We start from the raw sequence: 19,532 nt of genomic DNA, 5'->3' as shown, positions 1-19,532 counted from the left end.
CCGCCCCCCGGCTCGCGCCCCGGCGCGCCCTCCGGCCTCCTGTGGCTCGCGCCGTGACCTCCGCCGGCTCGCGGGACCGCCGTGGAGCGAACCCGGCCCGGCCGCGGCGTCGCCCGCCGACGTGACGCGACGGCCCGCTCCCGCAGCGGTCCGCCCGGAGCGGGACCGAACATTCCGTTTAACCCGGTACCACTGGCCTGAAGGCGTGTCCCCTGCCTTCACGGCACCCCGTGCGCCGAGCGGTCCCGCGGCCCGCCGTGCCATTCCGTTTGGGTTTTCGGACCGTCAACCGGAAGACTGCACCCGTGACGTCCCGTATCCCGCGCGACTCCAGGCTTCGACTCGTCCGCCCGCGACCCCTGGCCGCCGCCCCCTCAGCTGTGAACGAGCGGCGCCCGCGCCGCCCCGCACCCCGCCCGCCGGAGGGCACTCCGGCGCCCGCGGAGCTGGCCAGAATGGCGCGCTCCGGACTGGCCGCCGCGGCCCGTGTCGCCCGCTGGGCCGACAACGCCCTCGGCCCCGGCCGCGACGCGGCGACGGCCGACGGCAAGGCCACCCTCTCCGAGTCGACCGCTGAACGGGCGGCCTCCGATCTGGGTCTGACGACCGATCGGATCCGCGCCGACTGGGACACCGCCCGCCTCGCCGGCCTGGTCGAGGTGCACGGGGACAGCGCCCGCCCCGGCTGGCGGCTGCGCGCCTGGGACCGTGACGACAGCGCCGTCCTGCGTGGCTGGGTCGCCCTGTTCGACGCCTGGTCGCTCGCCTCCCCGGAACCCGAGGAGCAGGAGCCCGCCGCCGTCGCCGAGGTCGTCTCGGCCATGCCGCAGGTGCTCTCCTTCCTCCAGCTGTCCGCCGGGCCCGTCCCCGTGGAGCAGCTTCTGGACCTGCTGCGCCAGCGCGTCACCGAACTGCGCACCGAACGCTGCGAGGTGCCCTACGGCGCCGGTTCCGAACCCGCGGTCCCGCTCGCCCCGGTCCCCGTCGACGCCGACCCGGCGGAGCCCGCCGAGGACGCCGAGCTGGCCCCCCTCCTCGACTGGGCCCTGAACGCCCTCGCCTCGGTGGGAGCGCTCACCTGCGGCGGCGGGCAGGCCACCCTGACACCGCTGGGCAGCTGGGCGGTCTGGGTCAAGCTCGAGCAGATCTGCGTCGCCGCGCAGAGCCCCGCCGGCAACATCGAGCAGTCGGCCGAGGGCATGCTCCGCGGCTGCGCCCAGCTCCGGCCGAACGCGGCCCGCGCCGAGTACCGCGCCTGGCTCGCCGCCCGGACCGTCGGCAGCGCCGTCAGCGAACTGCTGCTGGCCGCCCGCGGCGACGACGCCCTGCTGCGCGGACTCGCCTTCGAGGCGCTGCGCGTGGTGGGCGCCCCCGCCGAGCCGGACGTCCGCGCGGTCGTCGAGGAGCCGGCCCTGCGGCCGTACGCCCTGCTGTGGCTCGCCGAGCACGACGGCGTCGACCCGGAGGACGCCCACGAGGTGCTCACCCGGCAGGAGGCCACCTGGCTGTGGGTCGACACCGCCGCGGCCGTCGCCGACCACGGCGAGGCGCCCATGCTGGTACGCCACCTGGAGTCCGCGCTGCAGCCGACCGTGCCCGCCCTGCTGACCGAGGTGCGGGCCGTCGGGCACCCGCGCACCGTGCAGGTGCTGGTGGCGCTGGCCGCCGCGCACCCCGATCCGGCGCTGGCCAAGGCGGTCCGCCGGGCCGCCTTCCAGGTGCACACCGGCGGCAGCTGACCGCGAGGCGGGCGGCTGCGGGGGCGCCGGTCCGACCGCGCGCGGCGGTTCGCCGGCGCTCAGCCCTGCGTCTCGGGCGCGTATGTGCCGAAACTCCAGATGTTGCCCTCGAGGTCGCGGGCCATGTAGTCGCGCGAGCCGTAGTCCTGGTCGGTCGGCGGCATCAGGATCTCCGCGCCGTGCTCCGCGGCCCGCCGGTGGTGTGCGTCCACGTCGTCCACCACGACGTACACGCCGGCCGGGCCCGCGTCCTTCATCGCCGTGGCGAAGACGCCCCCGCGGCCCTTCGAGCCGAGCATCACCGCGCCGTTGCCCTGCACCAGCTCGGCGTGCAGGACCGAGCCGTCCTCGCCCTCGTACACGGACAGTTCGGTGAAGCCCAGGGCCTCCGTGAGCTGCCGGATCGCGGCCTTCGCGTCGGCGTACAACACCGTCGGGAAGACGCTCGGGCGCCCGCCGTGCGTGCCTGCCATGCCGATCACTCCTTTGTGACCCGTGCCGGATGCGTGACCTGGCGCCCAGTCTGGCACCCGCCACCGACAACGCCCCGCGACGACGCCTCCCGCGAAGATCGAACACCTGCACGCAGAAAAAGTGCTTGCACGGTCCCGTTAGACTGGCCCCCATGGCCATTCTCCTCGCGCATTAGACGGCGGGAACGTCCTCAGCCGCCCATCCCGCCAACGACCCCGCACTGGAGTCTGTCCGTGATCTCCGCCTCCGGCATCGAGCTGCGCGCCGGCGCTCGCATCCTCATCGAGAACGCCTCCTTCCGTGTGGCCAAGGGCGACCGCATCGGCCTGGTCGGGCGCAACGGCGCCGGCAAGACGACGCTGACCAAGGTCCTGGCCGGCGAGGGCATCCCGGCGGGCGGCACCGTCACCCGCTCCGGAGAGGTCGGCTACCTCCCGCAGGACCCCCGCACCGGCGACCTCGACGTCCTCGCCCGCGACCGCATCCTCTCCGCGCGCGGCCTCGACGTCCTGATCCGCAAGATGCGCGAGAACGAACAGCGGATCGCCAACGGCTCGGGCGCCACCCGCGACAAGGCGATGCGCCAGTACGAGCGCCAGGAGACGGAGTTCCTCACCAAGGGCGGGTACTCCGCCGAGGCCGAGGCCGCCACCATCGCCGCCGCGCTCAACCTGCCCGACCGGGTGCTCGGCCAGCCCCTGCACACGCTCTCCGGCGGTCAGCGCCGCCGCGTGGAGCTCGCCCGCATCCTCTTCTCCGACGCGGACACGCTGCTGCTCGACGAGCCGACCAACCACCTCGACGCCGACTCGATCGTCTGGCTGCGCGACTACCTCAAGACCTACCGCGGCGGCTTCATCGTCATCAGCCACGACGTCGACCTGGTCGAGACGGTCGTCAACAAGGTGTTCTACCTGGACGCCAACCGCTCCCAGATCGACGTCTACAACATGGGCTGGCGGCTCTACCAGCAGCAGCGCGAGTCCGACGAGAAGCGCCGCAAGCGGGAGCGGCAGAACGCCGAGAAGAAGGCCGCCGCACTGCACTCGCAGGCCGACAAGATGCGCGCCAAGGCCACCAAGACGGTCGCCGCGCAGAACATGGCCCGCCGCGCCGACAAGCTGCTCTCCGGCCTGGAGGCGGTGCGCGCCTCGGACAAGGTCGCCAAGCTCCGCTTCCCGGAGCCCGCTCCCTGCGGCAAGACGCCCCTGATGGCCGAGGGCCTGTCGAAGTCCTACGGCTCGCTGGAGATCTTCACCGACGTCGACCTGGCCATCGACAAGGGCTCCCGCGTCGTCATCCTCGGTCTGAACGGCGCCGGAAAGACGACCCTGCTGCGGCTGCTCGGCGGCGCTGAGAAGCCCGACACGGGAGAGGTCGTCGCCGGTCACGGTCTCAAGCTCGGCTACTACGCGCAGGAGCACGAGACGCTCGACCCGGAGCGCACGGTCCTGGAGAACATGCGGTCCGCCGCCCCCGACCTGGACCTGGTCGAGGTCCGCAAGACGCTCGGCTCGTTCCTGTTCTCCGGCGACGACGTCGACAAGCCCGCCGGCGTCCTCTCCGGCGGTGAGAAGACCCGGCTGGCCCTCGCGACCCTGGTGGTCTCCTCCGCCAACGTGCTGCTGCTCGACGAGCCCACCAACAACCTCGACCCGGCCAGCCGTGAGGAGATCCTCGGCGCGCTGCGCACCTACAAGGGGGCGGTCGTCCTGGTCACCCACGACGAGGGCGCGGTGGAGGCGCTGCAGCCCGAGCGGATCATCCTGCTGCCCGACGGCGTCGAGGACCTGTGGGGCGCCGACTACGCGGACCTGGTCGCCCTGGCCTGACCGCCGACCGGCGGTCGGGGCCGACGACCGGGCGACCGCCCGGCGAGAAGACCGGCCCGGCGCGTGATCGCCCGTGGTGGATCATCCGTCTGGATCATTCGGCCTACCGGTGATCCATCATCTGTGTGAGATCTCCTCGTATCGAGGTGTGTCCTACACCCATTTCACGGCCGATCCCTTTGTCGACAGGGGGTCGGCCGTCGCGCGTCTCTGACCTGCTCTTTCGTGCAACAACCCGTTCGGCCGTACGAACGCCGTCGGCTGGAATGACAGGTTCCGTTTGTGGGTGCGTGCTCCCGTCGTCAAAAGCCTGTCGCACGGACCTTGCCGAATGGGTGGCCATCGGGGCGCTGAGGGGTGATCATGAGGAGACCAGAGCGCACTTCCCATGAGGAGGCACGGGTGGCCGAGACTCTGAAGAAGGGCAGCCGGGTGACCGGCGCCGCGCGCGACAAGCTCGCGGCAGACCTGAAGAAGAAGTACGACTCCGGTGCGAGCATCCGGGCGCTGGCCGAGGAGACCGGCCGCTCGTATGGCTTCGTGCACCGGATGCTCAGCGAGTCGGGCGTCACGCTCCGTGGGCGTGGCGGGGCGACTCGAGGCAAGAAGGCCGCCTCGTCCTGACCGGGGGCGGCCCATCGGCTTCGACGGTGGCCACCCGGTCGGCGTCCTCCCGAGCCCTGTGAGGGGCCCGGGGGAACCTGAGACCGGCCGGGTGGTTACTGTGCAGTCACTTAGCTGACCGCTAGCTGACCGCACCCACCGGAGGCGCCCCATGGCCACGCCCGACCAGGAACTCGTTCCCCTGCTCGACAAGGACGGCGTACGGCTCACCGTCGACGACACGCTCGCCACGGTGACGCTGGCCAACCCGGCCAAGCGCAACGCGCAGAGTCCCGCCATGTGGCGGGCGCTCGCGGAGGCCGGGCGACTGGTGCCGGGCTCCGTCCGCGTGGTCGTGCTGCGTGGCGAGGGCAAGTCCTTCTCCGCGGGGCTCGACCGGCAGATGTTCACGCCCGAGGGGATCGAGGGCGAGCCGTCCTTCATCGATCTCGCACGCGGTGACGACGCCGAACTCGACGCCGCGATCGCCGGCTTCCAGGAGGGTTTCACCTGGTGGCGGCGCAATGACGTCGTGTCCATCGCCGCCGTCCAGGGCCACGCCATCGGAGCGGGCTTCCAGCTGGCCCTCGCCTGTGACCTGCGCGTCGTCGCCGACGATGTGCAGTTCGCCATGCGCGAGACCAGCCTCGGCCTGGTGCCGGACCTGACGGGCACGCACCCCCTCGTCTCCCTCGTCGGCTACGGCCGCGCGGTCGAGATCTGCCTGACCGGCCGCTTCGTGCACGCCGAGGAGGCGGTGAGCAGCGGGCTCGCCAACATCGCCGTTCCCGTGCAGGACCTCGACGCCACGGTCCGTGAACTGGCCGCGGCGCTCCTCGCCGCGCCCCGAGAGGCCGTCATCGAGACCAAGGCGCTGCTGCGCGGCGCGGGCGAGCGCACGTACGACGCCCAGCGAGCCGCCGAACGCGCCGCCCAGGCCCGCCGTCTGCGCGACATGGCCGGCCTGGGGGAGTGAGCACCGGCTGAGGCCGCCGTCCGGCGTGCCCCGCAACCCGTGAGCCGGTGCGACCCGTCCGGCCGGCCTCTGCGGGGGCGGGCGGATGCCGGCCGACCGCGCTCAGTCGACCGCCGTCACCAGCACCGTGACCGTCGGACGGTCCGGCAGGGCCGCCGACACGGTGGCGCGGACCGCGAGCGCCACGTCCAGCGTGCGGTGGGTGGCCGCCGCCGTGATCTCCAGCTGGGCGTGGCGGCGCGGCAGGGTCGCCGTCATGTCGTCACGCTCCTCGATCCGGACCGCCCGTCCGAGGACGCCGCTCGTGCCGGTCACCCCCGGCACCGCCAGGGCCGCCGCGGCCGCGAGGGCCTCGTCACCCGCCAGAACGGATCCGGCCGGCACCGGGGCCGCCACCGGCACCGGGGGTGGGGCCGGCACCGGGGGCGGGGCCGGAGCCGACGCCGGTGTGACGCCCGGCAGGGGCTGCCGACCGGGCTCGGGCCCCGTCCCCGGCCGCGTGCCCGCGCCCAGGCCCTCCTCGACGTCCGACCTCGTGCCCGCGCCCACGCCGCCCACCTCGACGGCCGGCCTCGGGTCTGCCGCCGTGCCCGACTCCACGTCCGGCCTCGCGCCCGTGGCCTCCCTGACCGGCTCGGTGCCGAGCAGGTCCGTCACCCGCAGGTCGACCTCCGACACCACCAGTCCGAGCCGCTCCGCGGCCGTCGACGCCAGGGCGCTGCGCAACCGTGCCGTCGTCGTCGGCAGCGGCTCGGAGGCCGACGCCGCGCACTCCGCGGTCACTCGCAGCGGCCCCGGCGGCAGCGCGCTCGGCGGAGCCGGCACGGCGGACTCGAACGGCCCGTCCGGATCGGCGAGCCCGAGCCGCAGCACTCCCAGCCGCACGCCCGCAACGTGCCGCGCCGCCCGGCGCAGCACCGCCTCCGCGGCCGCCTCGGTGAGCCACGCACCGTCCCGGGGCCCGCCGAGGGGAAGCAGTCTGCCGAGGCCCGGCCGGTGCCGCACCGCGCCCGTCCATCCGTCCGACGTCATTGCTCCAGCCTGCCGCATTCCCGGGGCGAGGTCGGGCAACCGCGCTTACCGTGGTCGAAAGGGACGACGAAACGAAACGAACCGGACGTAAGGACGTACGGCGATGAGCGAGTCAACGGAGCAGATCCGTACGCAGACCCCCGACGGCGGTACCGAGCCCTTCCAGACCCGCAAGGCGACCCGGCGCGGCGGCGGGGCCCCGGCGAGCCGGGGGCGCACCACCGTCGCCGACGGGGTCGTGGAGAAGATCGCCGGCCTCGCGGCCCGCGACGTCCTCGGTGTGCATGCCATGGGAAGCGGCATAAGCCGCACCTTCGGCGCCGTGCGAGACCGGGTGCCCGGCGGCTCGAAGTCGGTCTCCCGGGGCGTCAAGGCCGAGGTCGGCGAGGTACAGACGGCGCTCGACCTCGAGATCGTCGTCGACTACGGCGTGGCCATCGCCGACGTCGCCCAGGCCGTGCGGGAGAACGTGATCGCGGCGGTGGAGCGGATGACGGGCCTGGAGGTCGTCGAGGTCAACATCGCGGTGAGCGACGTCAAACTGCCCGACGAAGAGGACGAGGAGCCGGAACCCCGGATCCAGTGAGACGCAGATGAGGCGCAGATGAGACGCAGACGGCCGGGTGACCGGACCGCCGAGGGGAGTGCAGCGTGAGCATGGCCGTGGTCGGCATGATCGCCGGCATGGCGCTGGGCTTCGCCGGGTACTTCGGCGGGTTCGGGGCCTTCCTGCTGGTGGCGGCGCTGGGCGCCGTCGGGTTCGTCGTCGGCCGGTTCCTGGAAGGGGACCTGGAACTCGGCGACTTCTTCCGCACCCGCGACGACCGGCGCCGGTGAGCTTGGTGAGCGGGGGAAGCGACGCCGGCGCCGCGCTCGGCGCACGCCGGGCCGCCGTCATCCCTCCGGGCGAACGCGGCGCGACCCGCATCGCCGACCGGGTTGTGGCGAAGATCGCCGCACAGGCCGCGCGCGAGGCGGTGGGTCCGCTGCCGCTCGACGCCGGACGCCCGCACGCCACCGTCGTCGTCCGCCCGCACGTGCACCCCGGCTCGGGCGGGCGAGGCCCCGTCGACGCCGCGCACGTCCATGTGCACCTGGAACTCGACTACCCGAGCGACCTCGGCGCCCGCTGTCGCGCCGTGCGTCGGCATGTCACCGAGCGGGTAGGCGCATTGGCGGGAATGACGGTTCCGGAGGTCGCCGTCCAGGTCGAACGGCTCCACCTGGCGCCGGACCCCGGCGCGGCACACGGGAGGACGCGATGAGCGAGCCCGGAGGCTTGCAGCAGGGCGGGGCGCCCGTCCTGGAGAGGAGCACCGAGGACGCCGCCCCGCCCGGTCAGGGGGATGGTCCCGGCGGCCGGCGCCCCGCCGACCACCGGTTCTGGTCGGCTCGCCGGGTCCCGGGCGGCGTCGTCGCGGTCCTGCTGGCGGCGGTAGCGGGGGTGTTTCTCTACGACGTGGTCGCCGTCCGCGCCCACCGGCCCGCCATGGCGTGGCGGCGCGGACTCGCCCACCAGCTCGCCGAGCGGCCCCTCGACGATCCAGGGGTGCTCGTCGGCGCCGGGGGCGCGGCCGCCCTCGGCCTGTGGCTGGTCGTCCTGGCCGTCACGCCCGGGGTCCGGCAGCTGCTTCCGATGCGCCGCCCCCGCCCCGACGTACGCGCCGGGCTCCACCGTGACGCCGCCGCCATGGTGCTGCGCGACCGGGCCATGGAGGTCGCCGGCGTGCGGTCGGCGCGGGCGCGGGCCGGCCGTCGCAAGGCCGACGTGTCGGTCGTCTCCCACTTCCGCGACCTGGACGAGGTCCGCGCCGACCTGGACTCCGTCCTCACCGAAGCGGTCCACGGACTGGGGCTGGTCCGGCCGCTCGCGCTCTCCGTCCATGTGCGCCGGGCCGGGAAGAAGGGGTGAGGGCGATGCCCGGGACCGTCAACCGTGTGCTCCTCGCCGTCGTCGGACTGGTGCTGCTCGCGGTCGGCGGCGCGGTGCTGGCCGTGGGGCTGGGTGCGCCGCCGCCGTCCTGGTGGCTGCACGACGGCCCGCACGACGCGCTCCTCAGCGTCGCCGAACGCACCCGCTGGCGCGGCGAGGCGTGGTGGTGGCCGACGGTCATCGCCGTCCTGGCCGTTCTCGTCCTGCTCGCGCTGTGGTGGCTGAGCGCGGTCCTGCACCGCCGCCGGCTCGCCGAGGTCGTCGTCGACACCTCAGACGGCGCGGGTGCGCTGCTGCGGGGCCCCGCCCTGGAAGGAGTGCTGTCGGGTGAGGCCTCCCGGCTGGACGGCGTCGCCCAGGCGCACGTCCGGCTGACCGGGCGGAGCGAGGCCCCCGAGGCGCGGGCGCGTCTGCTGCTGGAGCCGCACGCGGAGCCGGTGGCCGTCCTGGACGACCTCAGTGCCCGCGCGCTCGCCCACGCGCGGGACTCGGCGGCGCTGCGGGCCCTGCCGGCCGAGGTCCGTCTGACGGCCGCCAGGCACAAGTCGGAGAGGGTCTCCTGAACGACGCGAAGGCGCGGGCCCGGCCCGGGCGTTCGCGCCGGCGGCCCGTTGCGGGACGTACGCGCTCGGCGGGGTGCCGCTCGGTGTGTGCCGGCGGGCGGCGGTCCGCACGGGTCGGATCGGGTCGCCGTCCGACGGGGAAGGCGCGGGCCCGGCCCGGCAGGCCGGGCCCGACGACGTGGCGTCGCGGGGCGTGCGCGACCGGCCGGGCCTGCCGGTGCGGCGGTGTGTGCCGCTCAGAACCCGTGCCGCATACCGCCGTCGACGGGCAGCATGAGGCCGGTCAGGTAGGAGGCGGCCGGCGACAGCAGGAACGCCGCCGTACGCCCGAACTCCTCCGGAAGGCCGTAGCGCCGCAGCGGAATCCGGGACTCGTTCGCGGCCCGGGTCGCCTCGGGGTCGGCCGACAGGCCGTCCAGCTCCCGCACCCGGTCGGTGTCGATGCGCGCCGGCAGCAGGCCGACCACCCGGATCCCGCGCGGCCCCAGCTCGTCGGAGAGCGACTTGGCGAACCCGGCGAGCCCGGGCCGCAGGCCGTTGGAGATGGTCAGCCCGGGAATCGGCTCGTGCACCGAGCCCGACAGCACGAACCCGATGACCCCGCCCGCCTCCAGCTCGGCGGCGGCCGCCCGGGCGAGCCGGACCGCTCCGAGGAACACCGACTCGAAGGCGCTCTGCCACTGCTCGTCCGTGTTGTCGGCGACGAACCCGGGCGGCGGGCCGCCCACGCTCACCAGCACCCCGTCGAACCCGCCGAAGGCGTCCCGGGCCACCGCGATCAGCCGGGCGGCCGCGCCGGGGTCGGCGTTGTCCACGGCGACGCCGAGGGCGTTCGGCCCCAGCTCGGCCGCGGCGTCGGCGACGCGCTTCTCGTCCCGCCCGGTGAGGACGACCTTCGCGCCGTCCGCGACGAGCTCGCGCGCGGCGGCGTTGCCGAGTCCGCGGGTGGCCCCGGTGACGACGTACACCCGGTCCTTCAGTCCAAGATCCATGGCTCCTATCCTGCCTCCTCCCCGTCGAACAGGGCGAGGGCGGTGTTCACCAGGCCGATGTGGCTGAACGCCTGAGGGTGGTTGCCGAGGTGGCGGCCGGCCACCGGGTCGTACTCCTCCGCCAGCAGCCCCACGTCGTTGGTCAGGCCCACGAGCCGTTCGAACAGCTCCCGTGCCTCCTTGGTGCGGCCCGTCATGTGCAGGGCGTCGGCGAGCCAGAACGAGCAGGCCAGGAAGGCGCCCTCGTCGCCCGGCAGCCCGTCGACGGCCGCGCCCTCGGTGCTGTAGCGGCGCAGCAGGCCGTCGTGCCCGAGCTCCGCACGGATCGCGTCGACGGTGCCGACGACGCGCGGGTCGTCCGGCGGCAGGAAACCGACGCGCGGGATGAGCAGCAGGGCGGCGTCCAGTTCGGCCGAGCCGTAGTACTGGGTGAACGTGTTGCGCCGCGGGTCGTAGCCCTTCTCGCACACCTCGCGATGCACCTCGTCGCGCAGGTCCCGCCAGCCCGTCAGGTCGCCGCTGAGCTTCGGGTACGCCTCCAGCGCGCGGACGGCCCGGTCGGCGGCCACCCACACCATGACCTTGGAGTGCACGAACTGCCGCCGCCCGCCGCGCACCTCCCACAGCCCCTCGTCCGGCTGCCGCCAGTTGTCGCTGAGCCAGTTCATCAGCGCGCACTGCAGGGACCACATGTGCGGCCGCGGCGACATGCCCGAGGTCCGGGCCAGCGACAGGGAGTCCATCACCTCGCCGTAGACGTCCAGCTGGAGCTGCTGCACGGCGCCGTTGCCGATGCGCACGGGCCTGGAGCCCTGGTAGCCGGAGAGCCAGGGCAGCTCGCACTCGGGCAGCCGCCGCTCGCCGGACAGCCCGTACATGATCTGCAGGTCCGCCGGGTCGCCCGCGACGGCGCGCAGCAGCCAGTTGCGCCACGCCTCGGCCTCCTCCTCGTACCCGGCCGCGAGGAGGGCGCCGAGGGTGAGGGTGGAGTCGCGCAGCCAGCAGAAGCGGTAGTCCCAGTTGCGGACGCCGCCCAGCTCCTCGGGCAGGGAGGTGGTGAGCGCGGCCACGATGCCGCCGGTCGGCTGGAAGGTGAGCGCCTTGAGGGTGATCAGGGAGCGGACGACGGCGTCCCGGTGGGGGCCGGTGTAGCGGCAGCGGGCGGCCCATCGCCGCCAGTCGTCGACGCTGGTGGCGAGCGCCTCGTACGGGTCGACGAGCGCCGGGCGGGACTCGTGCGAGGGGTGCCAGGTGAGCACGAAGGCGACCGACTCGCCCTCGGCGAGGGTGAACTCGGAGTACGTGGTGAAGTCCTCGCCCCAGGTGTGCACGCCCGGTTCGCTGCGGAACCAGACCGCGTCGGGTCCGGCGACCGCCACGTGATGGCCGTCGGCGCGGCGCATCCACGGCACGACCCAGCCGTAGTCGAAGCGCAGCCGCAGTGTGCTGCGGACGGTGACCCGGCCGCGCAGCCCCTCGACGACGCGCACCACGTCGGGGGCCTGATCGCGCTGCGGCATCAGGTCGGTGACCCGGATCGCGCCGTCCTCGGTCTCCCACTCGGTGTCCAGGACGAGCGTGTCGGGCCGGTAGCCGCGCCGGGTGCAGGCGCCCGTCACGTCCCGTGGGGCGATGCGCCAGTGGCCGTTCTCCTCGCCGCCGAGGAGGCGGGCGAAGCAGGCTCCGGAGTCGAAGCGGGGCAGACAGAGCCAGTCGACGGAACCGTCCATGCCGACCAGGGCGGCGGTCTGCTCGTCGCCGATGAGGGCGTAGTCCTCGATGCGGGGGTGCACGCCTTGCGGTTTCCCGGCGAACCGGGGAGGCAATCAGGGGTGCGGCCGGGTGAGTGACGTCGGGTGCGCGGGGGCGGCCGTCGACGAGAAGACGACGCCCCGGTCCGACGGCGCCCGGTTCAGCACCCACAGGCCGATCAGCGTGGCCAGGGCGAAGACGACGGCGATCAGCACGGCCAGCACGAGCCGTCGCCGGCGTTCGCGCCGCAGCCAGTCGCCGCGGGCGGTGCGATAGGCGTCCGGAGCCGGCCGCACGCCGTCGGCCAGCGCCTCCAGCGCCTCCCGCAGCTCCCGCTCGGTGCGGTCCGTGGGGTTCATCGCCGGGCCTCCATCGCCTGGGTGAGCGCGGCGAGGCCGCGCGAGGTGTGGGTTTTGACGGACCCGCGGGAGATGCCCATGGCGGCGGCGATCTCGCTCTCCTTCAGGCCGAGCCAGTGCCGCAGCACGAGCGCCTCGCGCTGCCGGGCCGGCAGCTGCTGGAGCGCGTCGATCAGCACGCGCTGGTCGTCGCGCAGCAGCGCGGCGCTCTCCGCGGAGGCGACGGTCTCCTCCGGCAGCTGCGGCGGGCTCTCCACATGCCGGCGGGCGACCTGTAGATGCCGTATCCGCATCCGGGTCAGATTGCAGACGGTGGAGCGCAGATAGGCCTCCGCCGCCTCGACGTCCCGCAGCCGCCGCCACTTCCGGTAGATCTGGTAGTACGCCTCGGCGACCACGTTCTCCGGGTCGTCCGCGCCGAGCAGCACGGCCAGCCGCAGCATCGAGGAGTAGTGCAGTTCGAAGAGCCGGGCGAGACCGGCCTCGCGTTCCAGGTCGGCCGGATCGCCCGGCACGGGGGCGAGCGGCTCCACGGGGGGCTCCTGCACGGGGAGGGGGTGTCTGCGTCTCACGGGTGGTTCGCTCCCGTCTCGGGACGCCGCCTGAGGACCAGGCGGGAGGGCAGGTCGGTGGTGTCGGCGCCGCGGGGGACGCGCAGGCGTTCGAGGACCGCGGTGCCGGCGGCCGCGACGGTCAGGTTGAGCAGCAGGGCCACCAGCCCGGCGTAGACCGTCATCGGCCCGAAGCCGAGGCTGACGGTGGCGGAGAACCCCTCGCGCACCACGAGGTAGGTCCCGGCGGCCATGCCGGCCGCCCAGCCGGCGAGCAGCGCCCGCGGGTGCAGCCGGCCGGTGAACAGCCCGACGGCCACGGCGGGGAAGACCTGCAGGATCCACACCCCGCCGAGCAGCTGGAGGTTGACGGCGTCCTGGTCGCGCAGCCCGAACACGAAGGCCACCGCGCCCGCCTTCGCGGTCAGCGAGACGGCCTTGGCGATCCGCACCTGCCGCTTGGGCGTGGCCGTCGGATGGACGTACTCGACGTACACGTTGCGGACGAAGCTCGTGGCGGCCGCGATCGACATGACGGCGGCCGGGACCAGCGCCCCCACGGTGATCGCGGCGAACACCAGCCCGGCCAGCGCGGCGGGCATCAGCCGGTCGACGAGCATCGGCACGGCCGCCTCGGCGCCCCCGGCCGGGGCCCGCACCCCGGCCGCGACGGCGGCGACGCCGAGCAGGCCGAAGAGGGCGAGCAGCCCCGTCCACACCGGCAGCGCCGCGGCGACCTTGCGCAGGGTGCGCGGTCCGTCGGCGGCGAACCCGGCGGTGAGCACGTGCGGGTACATCAGCAGGGCCAGCGCGGAACCCAGCGCGAGGGTGGCGTAGGCGGGCCGCTGTCCGTCGGTGAGGACCAGCGAGGAGTGCGCCACGTCGGGTGCGCCGGACCGCCGGGCGGCGCCCTCGAAGACGGCGCCCGGCCCGCCGAGCCGCTGGAGCACCAGCCAGCACACGGCGGTCAGCGACACGAACACGGCGACCGCCTTCAGCGCGGAGATGACCGCGGGCGCCCGCAGCCCGTGCCGGTAGGTGGCCACCGCGAGCCCCGCGAACAGCGCCACCATGACCAGGTCCCCGGCCGCGCCGCGCGGATACAGGCCGCCGGCCGTCAGCACCGCGCGTATCCCGAGCAGTTGCAGCGCCAGGTACGGCATCGTCGCGAGGATCCCGGTCAGCGCCACCACGAGGGCCAGCGGCGAGGACCCGTAGCGCCCGCGCACGAAGTCGGCGGCCGTGACGTAGCCCTTGCTGCGGGCCACGCTCCACAGGCGGCTCAGCAGGACGAAGGCGAGCGGGCAGACGATCACGGTGTACGGCACGGCGAAGAACGCGGACGCCCCGTTGCCGTACGCCAGTCCCGGGACGGCGGTGAAGGTGTAGGCGGTGAAGATCGTGCCGCCGAGCAGCAGCCACGTCCAGACGGGGCCGAGGGAGCGGTCGGCGAGCGCCCAGCCCTCCAGGGAGGGCAGCCGGTCGCTGGGGCGAAGCCTGCGCGCGGTCGCGGCGAGCAGCGACGCCCCGCCGATCACGGCGAGGAACGTCGTGGTCATGGCGCCGTCGGCCATGGGTCACCGTCCTTGGTGTGCCTGTCCCTCACCGGTTCAGTTGCGCGGACGGCCGGTTCGGTTGACCGGGAGGCGGCGGAAAATCCACGGGGAATTCGCTGTCAACCGGTTCCGGCGGGCGGGCAACTCTTGCACAGACCGACAGCGAGCGGGGAGAGCCGCCCGTCGCTGATCTCCTGGCGCCCCGTGTCACGAGGCGCGCCGCACCGCCCAGGCGAGGAGCCGCCATGTCTGTGTCCACCCTGCCCGCAACCGGTCTTCCGGGGCCGGAAAAGTCGCGTATGTCACTGAGATCCGTCCTGCTGTGGGCGGCCGTCGCGCTGCTCGGCGCCGTCGCCTGGGGTGTCGTCGCCCTCGCCCGGGGGGAGCGGATCTCGGCGGTCTGGCTGGTGGTCGCGGCCCTCGGCTCGTACGCCATCGCCTACCGCTTCTACTCCCGCTTCATCGCCCGCCGCGTGCTGCGCCCGGACGACCGCCGGGCCACCCCCGCCGAACGCCTCGAGGACGGCGTCGACTTCCAGCCCACCGACCGCCGGGTCCTGCTCGGCCACCACTTCGCCGCGATCGCCGGCGCGGGCCCCCTGGTGGGACCCGTGCTCGCGGCCCAGATGGGCTATCTGCCCGGCACCCTGTGGATCGTCGCCGGAGTGATCTTCGCGGGCGCGGTGCAGGACATGGTCGTGCTGTTCCTCTCCATGCGCCGGGACGGCACCTCGCTCGGGCAGATGGCCCGCGACGAGATCGGCCGCGCGGGCGGAGCGGCGGCCCTCGTCGCCGTCTTCGCCATCATGATCATTCTGCTGGGCGTGCTGGCGCTGGTCGTGGTCAACGCGCTCGCCCACTCGCCCTGGGGGACGTTCTCCGTCGCGATGACCGTGCCCATCGCCCTGTTCATGGGCTTCTGGCTGCACCGCATCCGCCCGGGCCGGGTCGTGGAGACCAGCCTCATCGGCGTGGCGCTGCTGCTGCTCGCGATCGTGGGCGGCAGCTGGGTGCAGAACTCCTCGCTGGCCGGCGCCTTCACGCTCAGTCCGACGACCCTCGTCTTCTGCCTCGTCGGGTACGGCTTCGTCGCGTCCGTCCTGCCGGTGTGGATGCTGCTCGCCCCGCGCGACTACCTCTCCACCTTCATGAAGATCGGCACCATCGCGCTGCTGGCGGTCGGCGTGGTCGTGGCCGCGCCCGTGCTCAGGACGGACGCGGTCAGCGACTTCGCCTCGTCGGGCGCGGGACCCGTCTTCGCGGGGGCGCTGTTCCCGTTCCTCTTCATCACCATCGCCTGCGGCGCGCTGTCCGGCTTCCACGCGCTCGTCTCGTCCGGGACGACGCCCAAGCTGATCCAGAAGGAGTCCCAGGTCCGGCTCATCGGCTACGGCGCGATGCTGATGGAGTCGTTCGTCGCGATCATGGCGTTGATCGCCGCGGCCACCCTGGAGCCGGGCCTGTACTACGCGATGAACGCGCCGGCCGGACTGCTGGGCGCGACGGCCGGGTCGGCGTCCCACGCGGTCGCGGGCCTCGGCTTCACCATCAGCCCCGACCAGCTCACCTCCGCCGCCAGGGCGGTCGAGGAGCAGACCCTGATCGCCCGCTCCGGCGGCGCCCCCACCCTCGCTGTCGGCATGTCGGAGATCTTCTCCGGCGTCTTCGGCGGCACCGCGATGAAGGCGTTCTGGTACCACTTCGCCATCATGTTCGAGGCGCTGTTCATCCTGACCACGGTGGACGCCGGCACCCGCGTCGGCCGCTTCATGCTCCAGGACATGCTCGGCAACGTGTGGAAGCCGGTCGGCCGGGTCAACTGGAAGCCCGGCATCTGGCTCTGCAGCGGTCTGGTCGTCGCCGCCTGGGGCTACTTCCTGTACAGCGGCGCCACGGACCCGCTCGGCGGGATCAACCAGCTCTTCCCGCTCTTCGGCATCGCCAACCAGCTGCTGGCCGCCATCGCCCTGACCGTGTGCACGACGGTGCTGATCAAGTCCGGGCGGCTGCGCTGGGCCTGGGTGACGGGTGTGCCGCTGGCCTGGGTCGTGGCGATCACCTTCACCGCCGGCTGGCAGAAGATCTTCTCCGACGACCCCAGGATCGGCTTCTTCGCCCAGCGCGCCCGGTACGCCGACGCCCTCGACGCCGGGCAGGTGCTGGCGCCCGCCAAGTCGGCTGCCGACATGCACACGGTGGTCGCCAACTCCACGGTGGACGGCGTGCTGATCGCCGTGTTCCTGCTGCTGGTCGCCGTGGTGATCGTGAACGCGGCGGTGGTGTGCGTACGGGCCGTGCGCTCGTCGGCTCCGCTGCCGACGACCGAGGCGCCCTTCGTCGAGTCCCGGATCGACGTGCCGGCCGCGGTGGGATCGTGAGCGTCACCGTGCGCGGGGCGCGGGCGGGGCGCCGGCTCCTGCGGGCGGCCGTGGGCTGGGCGCGGGCCGTGCGCTGGTACCTGCGCGAGCTGACCGGCGAGGGGGAGTACGACCGCTACTGCGAGCGGCGCCGGCGCCACCACCCGCTCGCTCCGGTCCCGACCCCGCGCGAGTACCAGGCGCTGCGCAGCCGGCACCGCGAGGAGCATCCGCAGAGCCGCTGCTGCTGACGCGCGGGACACCGGAGCGCACAGGGTGCGGCGGGCGTGGCGGGGTTCGGCCGGGCCGGCGGTGCTACACCGTCGCCGGCTCGGCCGGCTCCGGCTCCCGGGCGGCCGCCGCGGCCCGCTCGCGCGCCTCGCGGCGGACCAGGATCAGCCAGCCGACGGGGACGCCGGCGGCGAACAGCCACCACTGGATGGTGTACGCGAAGTTCAGCGCCGCGTCCTCGCTGCCGGGCGGGCCCAGCAGCTCGGGGCTGTCGCCCTTGGGCGCGGGGGCCGTCAGCGCGATGTAGCCGCCGAGCACCTGTGTGCCGAGCCGCCGGGACTCCCGCTCGCTGTTGATCAGCATGACCTGCCGGTCCGGGAGCCCCTTGAGGTCCTTGATGCCGCTCGCCGCGGTCGTCTCGTCGGGCATCAGCCGACCGGTGACCGTGACCCTGCCGGCGGGCGGCGCGGGGATCTCGGGGAAGGCGGTCTGGGTCGGGCCGTCCGCGGGGATCCAGCCCCGGTTGACCAGCAGCACCTTGCCGTCCGTCAGGACGAGCGGGGTGAGGACGTGGAAGCCGACCGTGTCGTCGGCGTTGACCCGGCGCCGGACGACGACCTCGTGGCCGGTGTCGAAGACGCCGGTGGCGCTCACGTTGCGGTACCGCTCGCCGCGGGTGACGACGTGGCCGACGGCGGTCAGCCTCTCGACGGGCACCGCGTCGGAGGACAGCGCGTCGGAGACGAGCTGGTTGCGCGCGGTGCGCTCCTCGTAGCGGTGCATCTGCCAGAAGCCCAGCCTGATCATCGTGGGGATGAGGAGGAGGGAGACCAGCGTGAGGATCACCCACTGCCGGGACAACAGGAAGCGGTACACCCCACGACCGTACAACTCGGTCGTGGGGCGCATGCGGCCGGGTGCCGCGGGACGTCCTCGGCGGCCGGCCGCCACGGGCCGCCGGCCGGGCGCGGGCTCAGACCCTGTCGACGATCCCCACCCGGCCCTCCGCGCGGGCGCAGTGCGCGCCGCAGTACCAGTGACCCTCCACCTCGACGCCCTGGCCGATGATCTGCACCCTGCAGTGCTCGCAGATGGGGGCCATGCGATGGATCGCACAGGAGAAGCAGTCGAAGACGTGGACCGCGCCCTGCGCGTGCACCTCGAAGGTCATTCCGTAGTCATTGCCGCAAACTTCGCATCTCGCCATGCGCCACAGGGTGAGCCGTCGCCCCCGCGCGGGCGAGCGGGCGGCGGGCGAGTCGCGCGGCAATCACCCGTACGCACCGGTCGGCGCCGGCGGCTTCGCGCAGCCGTGCCCGCGGGTGCCCAGCCGTCCGCGCCGGTCACTCGTCGGCGGGCTCCACATCCCGCAGGAGCTGCCCGAACGCGGCCTCGTCCACCACGGGCGTGCCGAACTGCCGCGCCTTCACCACCTTCGACGTGCCCGAGTCGGGGTCGTTGGTGACCAGCAGGCTGGTCAGCCGGGACAGGCTGGTGGCGACATGCAGTCCCGCCTCGGCGGCACGGTCCTCCAGCAGCTCGCGCTCGACCGAGGTGTCGCCCGAGAAGGCGACCCGCATGCCCTGCTTGAGCCTCTTGCCGTCCTCGTACCGCCCGGGGTTCGGGTGCGGGCACACCGGCCTCTTGCGGGACGGCCGCCAACTGCTGGGCCGGTAGCCGCCGTAGCCGCCGCCCGGACCGCCCGCCTGCCGCCCGATCAGGGACGCCGGACGGTCGGCCCACTCCGTCAGCGGCCGGCACTCGAGCAGCGGCAGCCGGACTCCGCCCTCCGCCGCGGCCCGCAGGCTCGGCCGGAACGCCTCCGCGAGGACGCGTGCGTCGTCCAGCGCGTGGTGCGCCCGCTGCTGCACGACGCCGAAGTGGGCCGCGAGCGACTCCAGCTTGTGGTTGGGCAGCGGCAGGCCCAACTCCTTGGACAGCGCGATGGTGCACAGCCGCTGCCGCACGGGCGCCTCGCGCTCCGCGCGCGCGTACTCCCGCGCGATCATCTGCCAGTCGAAGACCGCGTTGTGCGCGACGAGCACCCGGCCGTCGAGCCGGGCGGCGAACTCCTCCGCCACCTCGTGGAAGAGGGGCGCGCCCGCCAGCACGTCGCTCGTCAGACCGTGTATCCACACCGGACCCGGGTCGCGTTGCGGGTTGACCAGCGTGTACCAGTGGTCCTCGACCTCACCGCGCGCGTCCAGCCGGTAGACGGCCGCGGAGATGATCCGGTCGTCCCGCGCCAGGCCGGTGGTCTCCACGTCAACGACCGCGTATCCCCGGGGATACGCGGTCGGCCACTCCGTGGGGGACGACGCTGTCGTCGTGTGGTCTTCGAGCATGGTCACTGAGGATACGGGCCCGCACCGACACCCCGCCGCCCCCGCCCCGCGGCACCGGGCGCGGGAAGTCCTCCGGGCCGCACGGGAGTTCGCGGTGCGCACGCACGCGTGCGTCGGAGGGCAGGCCGACGACGGGGCAACTCCGGCCGCGCTCCCTGTCGTTGCGCCTCTCCGTCCCTCGTCCGTCCGTGGCGCCCCTCGTCCACGTCCCGGCCGCTCCGCCCGGACCCTCGCGTG

General features: G+C 74.0%; 21 protein-coding genes. 11 read left to right on the top strand and 10 right to left on the bottom strand.

All coding sequences use genetic code 11. The features are described 5' to 3' along the window. Nucleotides 1–305 precede the first annotated feature (305 nt). On the top strand, nt 306–1,739 hold the full coding sequence (locus tag QF032_RS09910) for a hypothetical protein (RefSeq protein WP_307041625.1): 1,434 nt from the start codon (nt 306–308) through the stop codon (nt 1,737–1,739). A 59-nt stretch (nt 1,740–1,798) separates the two neighbouring features. On the opposite strand, the gene QF032_RS09905 is transcribed toward QF032_RS09910, so the two are convergent. Next, a complete protein-coding gene (locus QF032_RS09905) occupies nt 1,799–2,212 on the bottom strand; it encodes a VOC family protein (RefSeq protein WP_307041624.1) in 414 nt (137 codons plus the stop codon). A gap of 234 nt (nt 2,213–2,446) precedes the next feature. Here QF032_RS09905 and QF032_RS09900 point away from each other — a divergent pair, with 234 nt between their 5' ends. From QF032_RS09900 to QF032_RS09890, 3 genes are all read left to right on the top strand, one after another. Then, nucleotides 2,447–4,045 carry an ABC-F family ATP-binding cassette domain-containing protein gene (locus QF032_RS09900; RefSeq protein ID WP_306953466.1) on the top strand — a complete coding sequence of 533 codons (1,599 nt, stop codon included), beginning with the start codon at nt 2,447–2,449 and terminating at the stop codon, nt 4,043–4,045. A gap of 402 nt (nt 4,046–4,447) precedes the next feature. Next, nucleotides 4,448–4,669 carry a helix-turn-helix domain-containing protein gene (locus QF032_RS09895; RefSeq protein ID WP_004002281.1) on the top strand — a complete coding sequence of 74 codons (222 nt, stop codon included), beginning with the start codon at nt 4,448–4,450 and terminating at the stop codon, nt 4,667–4,669. Nucleotides 4,670–4,820: 151 nt separating this feature from the next. Then, the gene (locus QF032_RS09890; RefSeq protein WP_307055775.1) at nt 4,821–5,624 is read left to right on the top strand and encodes an enoyl-CoA hydratase/isomerase family protein; all 804 of its coding nucleotides are present in this window, start codon (nt 4,821–4,823) and stop codon (nt 5,622–5,624) included. Nucleotides 5,625–5,726: 102 nt separating this feature from the next. Here the strand turns inward: QF032_RS09890 and QF032_RS09885 are convergent, their stop codons facing one another. Next, nucleotides 5,727–6,656, bottom strand: a complete 930-nt coding sequence (locus QF032_RS09885; RefSeq protein ID WP_307041620.1) for a hypothetical protein — start codon at nt 6,654–6,656, stop codon at nt 5,727–5,729. A 103-nt stretch (nt 6,657–6,759) separates the two neighbouring features. Between QF032_RS09885 and QF032_RS09880 the strand changes: the two genes are divergently transcribed. From QF032_RS09880 to amaP, 5 genes are all read left to right on the top strand, one after another. Next, entirely contained in the window at nt 6,760–7,242 is a 483-nt protein-coding gene (locus tag QF032_RS09880) for an Asp23/Gls24 family envelope stress response protein (protein WP_307041617.1), read from the top strand. Nucleotides 7,243–7,307: 65 nt separating this feature from the next. Beyond that, nucleotides 7,308–7,493, top strand: a complete 186-nt coding sequence (locus QF032_RS09875; protein WP_062649848.1) for a hypothetical protein — start codon at nt 7,308–7,310, stop codon at nt 7,491–7,493. A 5-nt stretch (nt 7,494–7,498) separates the two neighbouring features. After that, on the top strand, nt 7,499–7,921 hold the full coding sequence (locus tag QF032_RS09870; protein ID WP_307041615.1) for an Asp23/Gls24 family envelope stress response protein: 423 nt from the start codon (nt 7,499–7,501) through the stop codon (nt 7,919–7,921). Then, nucleotides 7,918–8,568 carry a DUF6286 domain-containing protein gene (locus QF032_RS09865; RefSeq protein ID WP_307055773.1) on the top strand — a complete coding sequence of 217 codons (651 nt, stop codon included), beginning with the start codon at nt 7,918–7,920 and terminating at the stop codon, nt 8,566–8,568. The genes QF032_RS09870 and QF032_RS09865 overlap by 4 nt, the downstream gene beginning before the upstream one ends. 5 nt (nt 8,569–8,573) lie before the next feature. Beyond that, nucleotides 8,574–9,152: an alkaline shock response membrane anchor protein AmaP gene (gene amaP, locus QF032_RS09860; protein WP_307055770.1), complete on the top strand. Its 579-nt coding sequence runs from the start codon at nt 8,574–8,576 to the stop codon at nt 9,150–9,152. Between the two features lie 236 nt (nt 9,153–9,388). On the opposite strand, the gene QF032_RS09855 is transcribed toward amaP, so the two are convergent. Genes QF032_RS09855 through QF032_RS09835 form a run of 5 tightly spaced genes read right to left on the bottom strand, consistent with a single transcriptional unit; the run spans nt 9,389 to nt 14,380 of the window. Beyond that, entirely contained in the window at nt 9,389–10,144 is a 756-nt protein-coding gene (locus tag QF032_RS09855; RefSeq protein ID WP_307055768.1) for an SDR family oxidoreductase, read from the bottom strand. A gap of 5 nt (nt 10,145–10,149) precedes the next feature. Beyond that, nucleotides 10,150–11,937, bottom strand: a complete 1,788-nt coding sequence (locus tag QF032_RS09850; RefSeq protein ID WP_307041607.1) for a glycoside hydrolase family 15 protein — start codon at nt 11,935–11,937, stop codon at nt 10,150–10,152. A gap of 33 nt (nt 11,938–11,970) precedes the next feature. Then, nucleotides 11,971–12,255 (bottom strand): hypothetical protein, encoded by a 285-nt coding sequence (locus QF032_RS09845; protein WP_307041605.1) that lies wholly within the window; start codon nt 12,253–12,255, stop codon nt 11,971–11,973. Beyond that, nucleotides 12,252–12,803, bottom strand: coding sequence for an RNA polymerase sigma factor (locus QF032_RS09840; RefSeq protein ID WP_306953492.1), 552 nt, complete (start codon nt 12,801–12,803; stop codon nt 12,252–12,254). Before QF032_RS09840 ends, QF032_RS09845 begins: the two co-directional genes overlap by 4 nt. Nucleotides 12,804–12,823: 20 nt before the next feature. After that, complete coding sequence (locus QF032_RS09835; protein WP_307041603.1) at nt 12,824–14,380, bottom strand: sodium:solute symporter family protein; 1,557 nt, start codon at nt 14,378–14,380, stop codon at nt 12,824–12,826. 227 nt (nt 14,381–14,607) lie between these two features. Here QF032_RS09835 and QF032_RS09830 point away from each other — a divergent pair, with 227 nt between their 5' ends. Both QF032_RS09830 and QF032_RS09825 read left to right on the top strand, forming a co-directional pair. Continuing rightward, a complete protein-coding gene (locus QF032_RS09830) occupies nt 14,608–16,740 on the top strand; it encodes a carbon starvation CstA family protein (RefSeq protein ID WP_307055766.1) in 2,133 nt (710 codons plus the stop codon). A gap of 38 nt (nt 16,741–16,778) precedes the next feature. After that, nucleotides 16,779–16,970, top strand: coding sequence for a YbdD/YjiX family protein (locus QF032_RS09825; RefSeq protein WP_306956154.1), 192 nt, complete (start codon nt 16,779–16,781; stop codon nt 16,968–16,970). A gap of 64 nt (nt 16,971–17,034) precedes the next feature. On the opposite strand, the gene QF032_RS09820 is transcribed toward QF032_RS09825, so the two are convergent. From QF032_RS09820 to QF032_RS09810, 3 genes are all read right to left on the bottom strand, one after another. Then, nucleotides 17,035–17,826, bottom strand: coding sequence for an SURF1 family cytochrome oxidase biogenesis protein (locus tag QF032_RS09820; RefSeq protein WP_307041599.1), 792 nt, complete (start codon nt 17,824–17,826; stop codon nt 17,035–17,037). Between the two features lie 97 nt (nt 17,827–17,923). Next, on the bottom strand, nt 17,924–18,157 hold the full coding sequence (locus QF032_RS09815; RefSeq protein WP_307041597.1) for a hypothetical protein: 234 nt from the start codon (nt 18,155–18,157) through the stop codon (nt 17,924–17,926). A 136-nt stretch (nt 18,158–18,293) separates the two neighbouring features. Further along, nucleotides 18,294–19,295 carry a DEDDh family exonuclease gene (locus QF032_RS09810; protein ID WP_307041595.1) on the bottom strand — a complete coding sequence of 334 codons (1,002 nt, stop codon included), beginning with the start codon at nt 19,293–19,295 and terminating at the stop codon, nt 18,294–18,296. Nucleotides 19,296–19,532 lie beyond the last annotated feature (237 nt).

This window comes from Streptomyces achromogenes, from assembly GCF_030816715.1.
Lineage (GTDB): Bacteria > Actinomycetota > Actinomycetes > Streptomycetales > Streptomycetaceae > Streptomyces > Streptomyces achromogenes_A.
The sequence above is the reverse complement of the archived record's forward strand: the minus strand, read 5'-3'. Positions and strand labels throughout refer to the sequence as shown.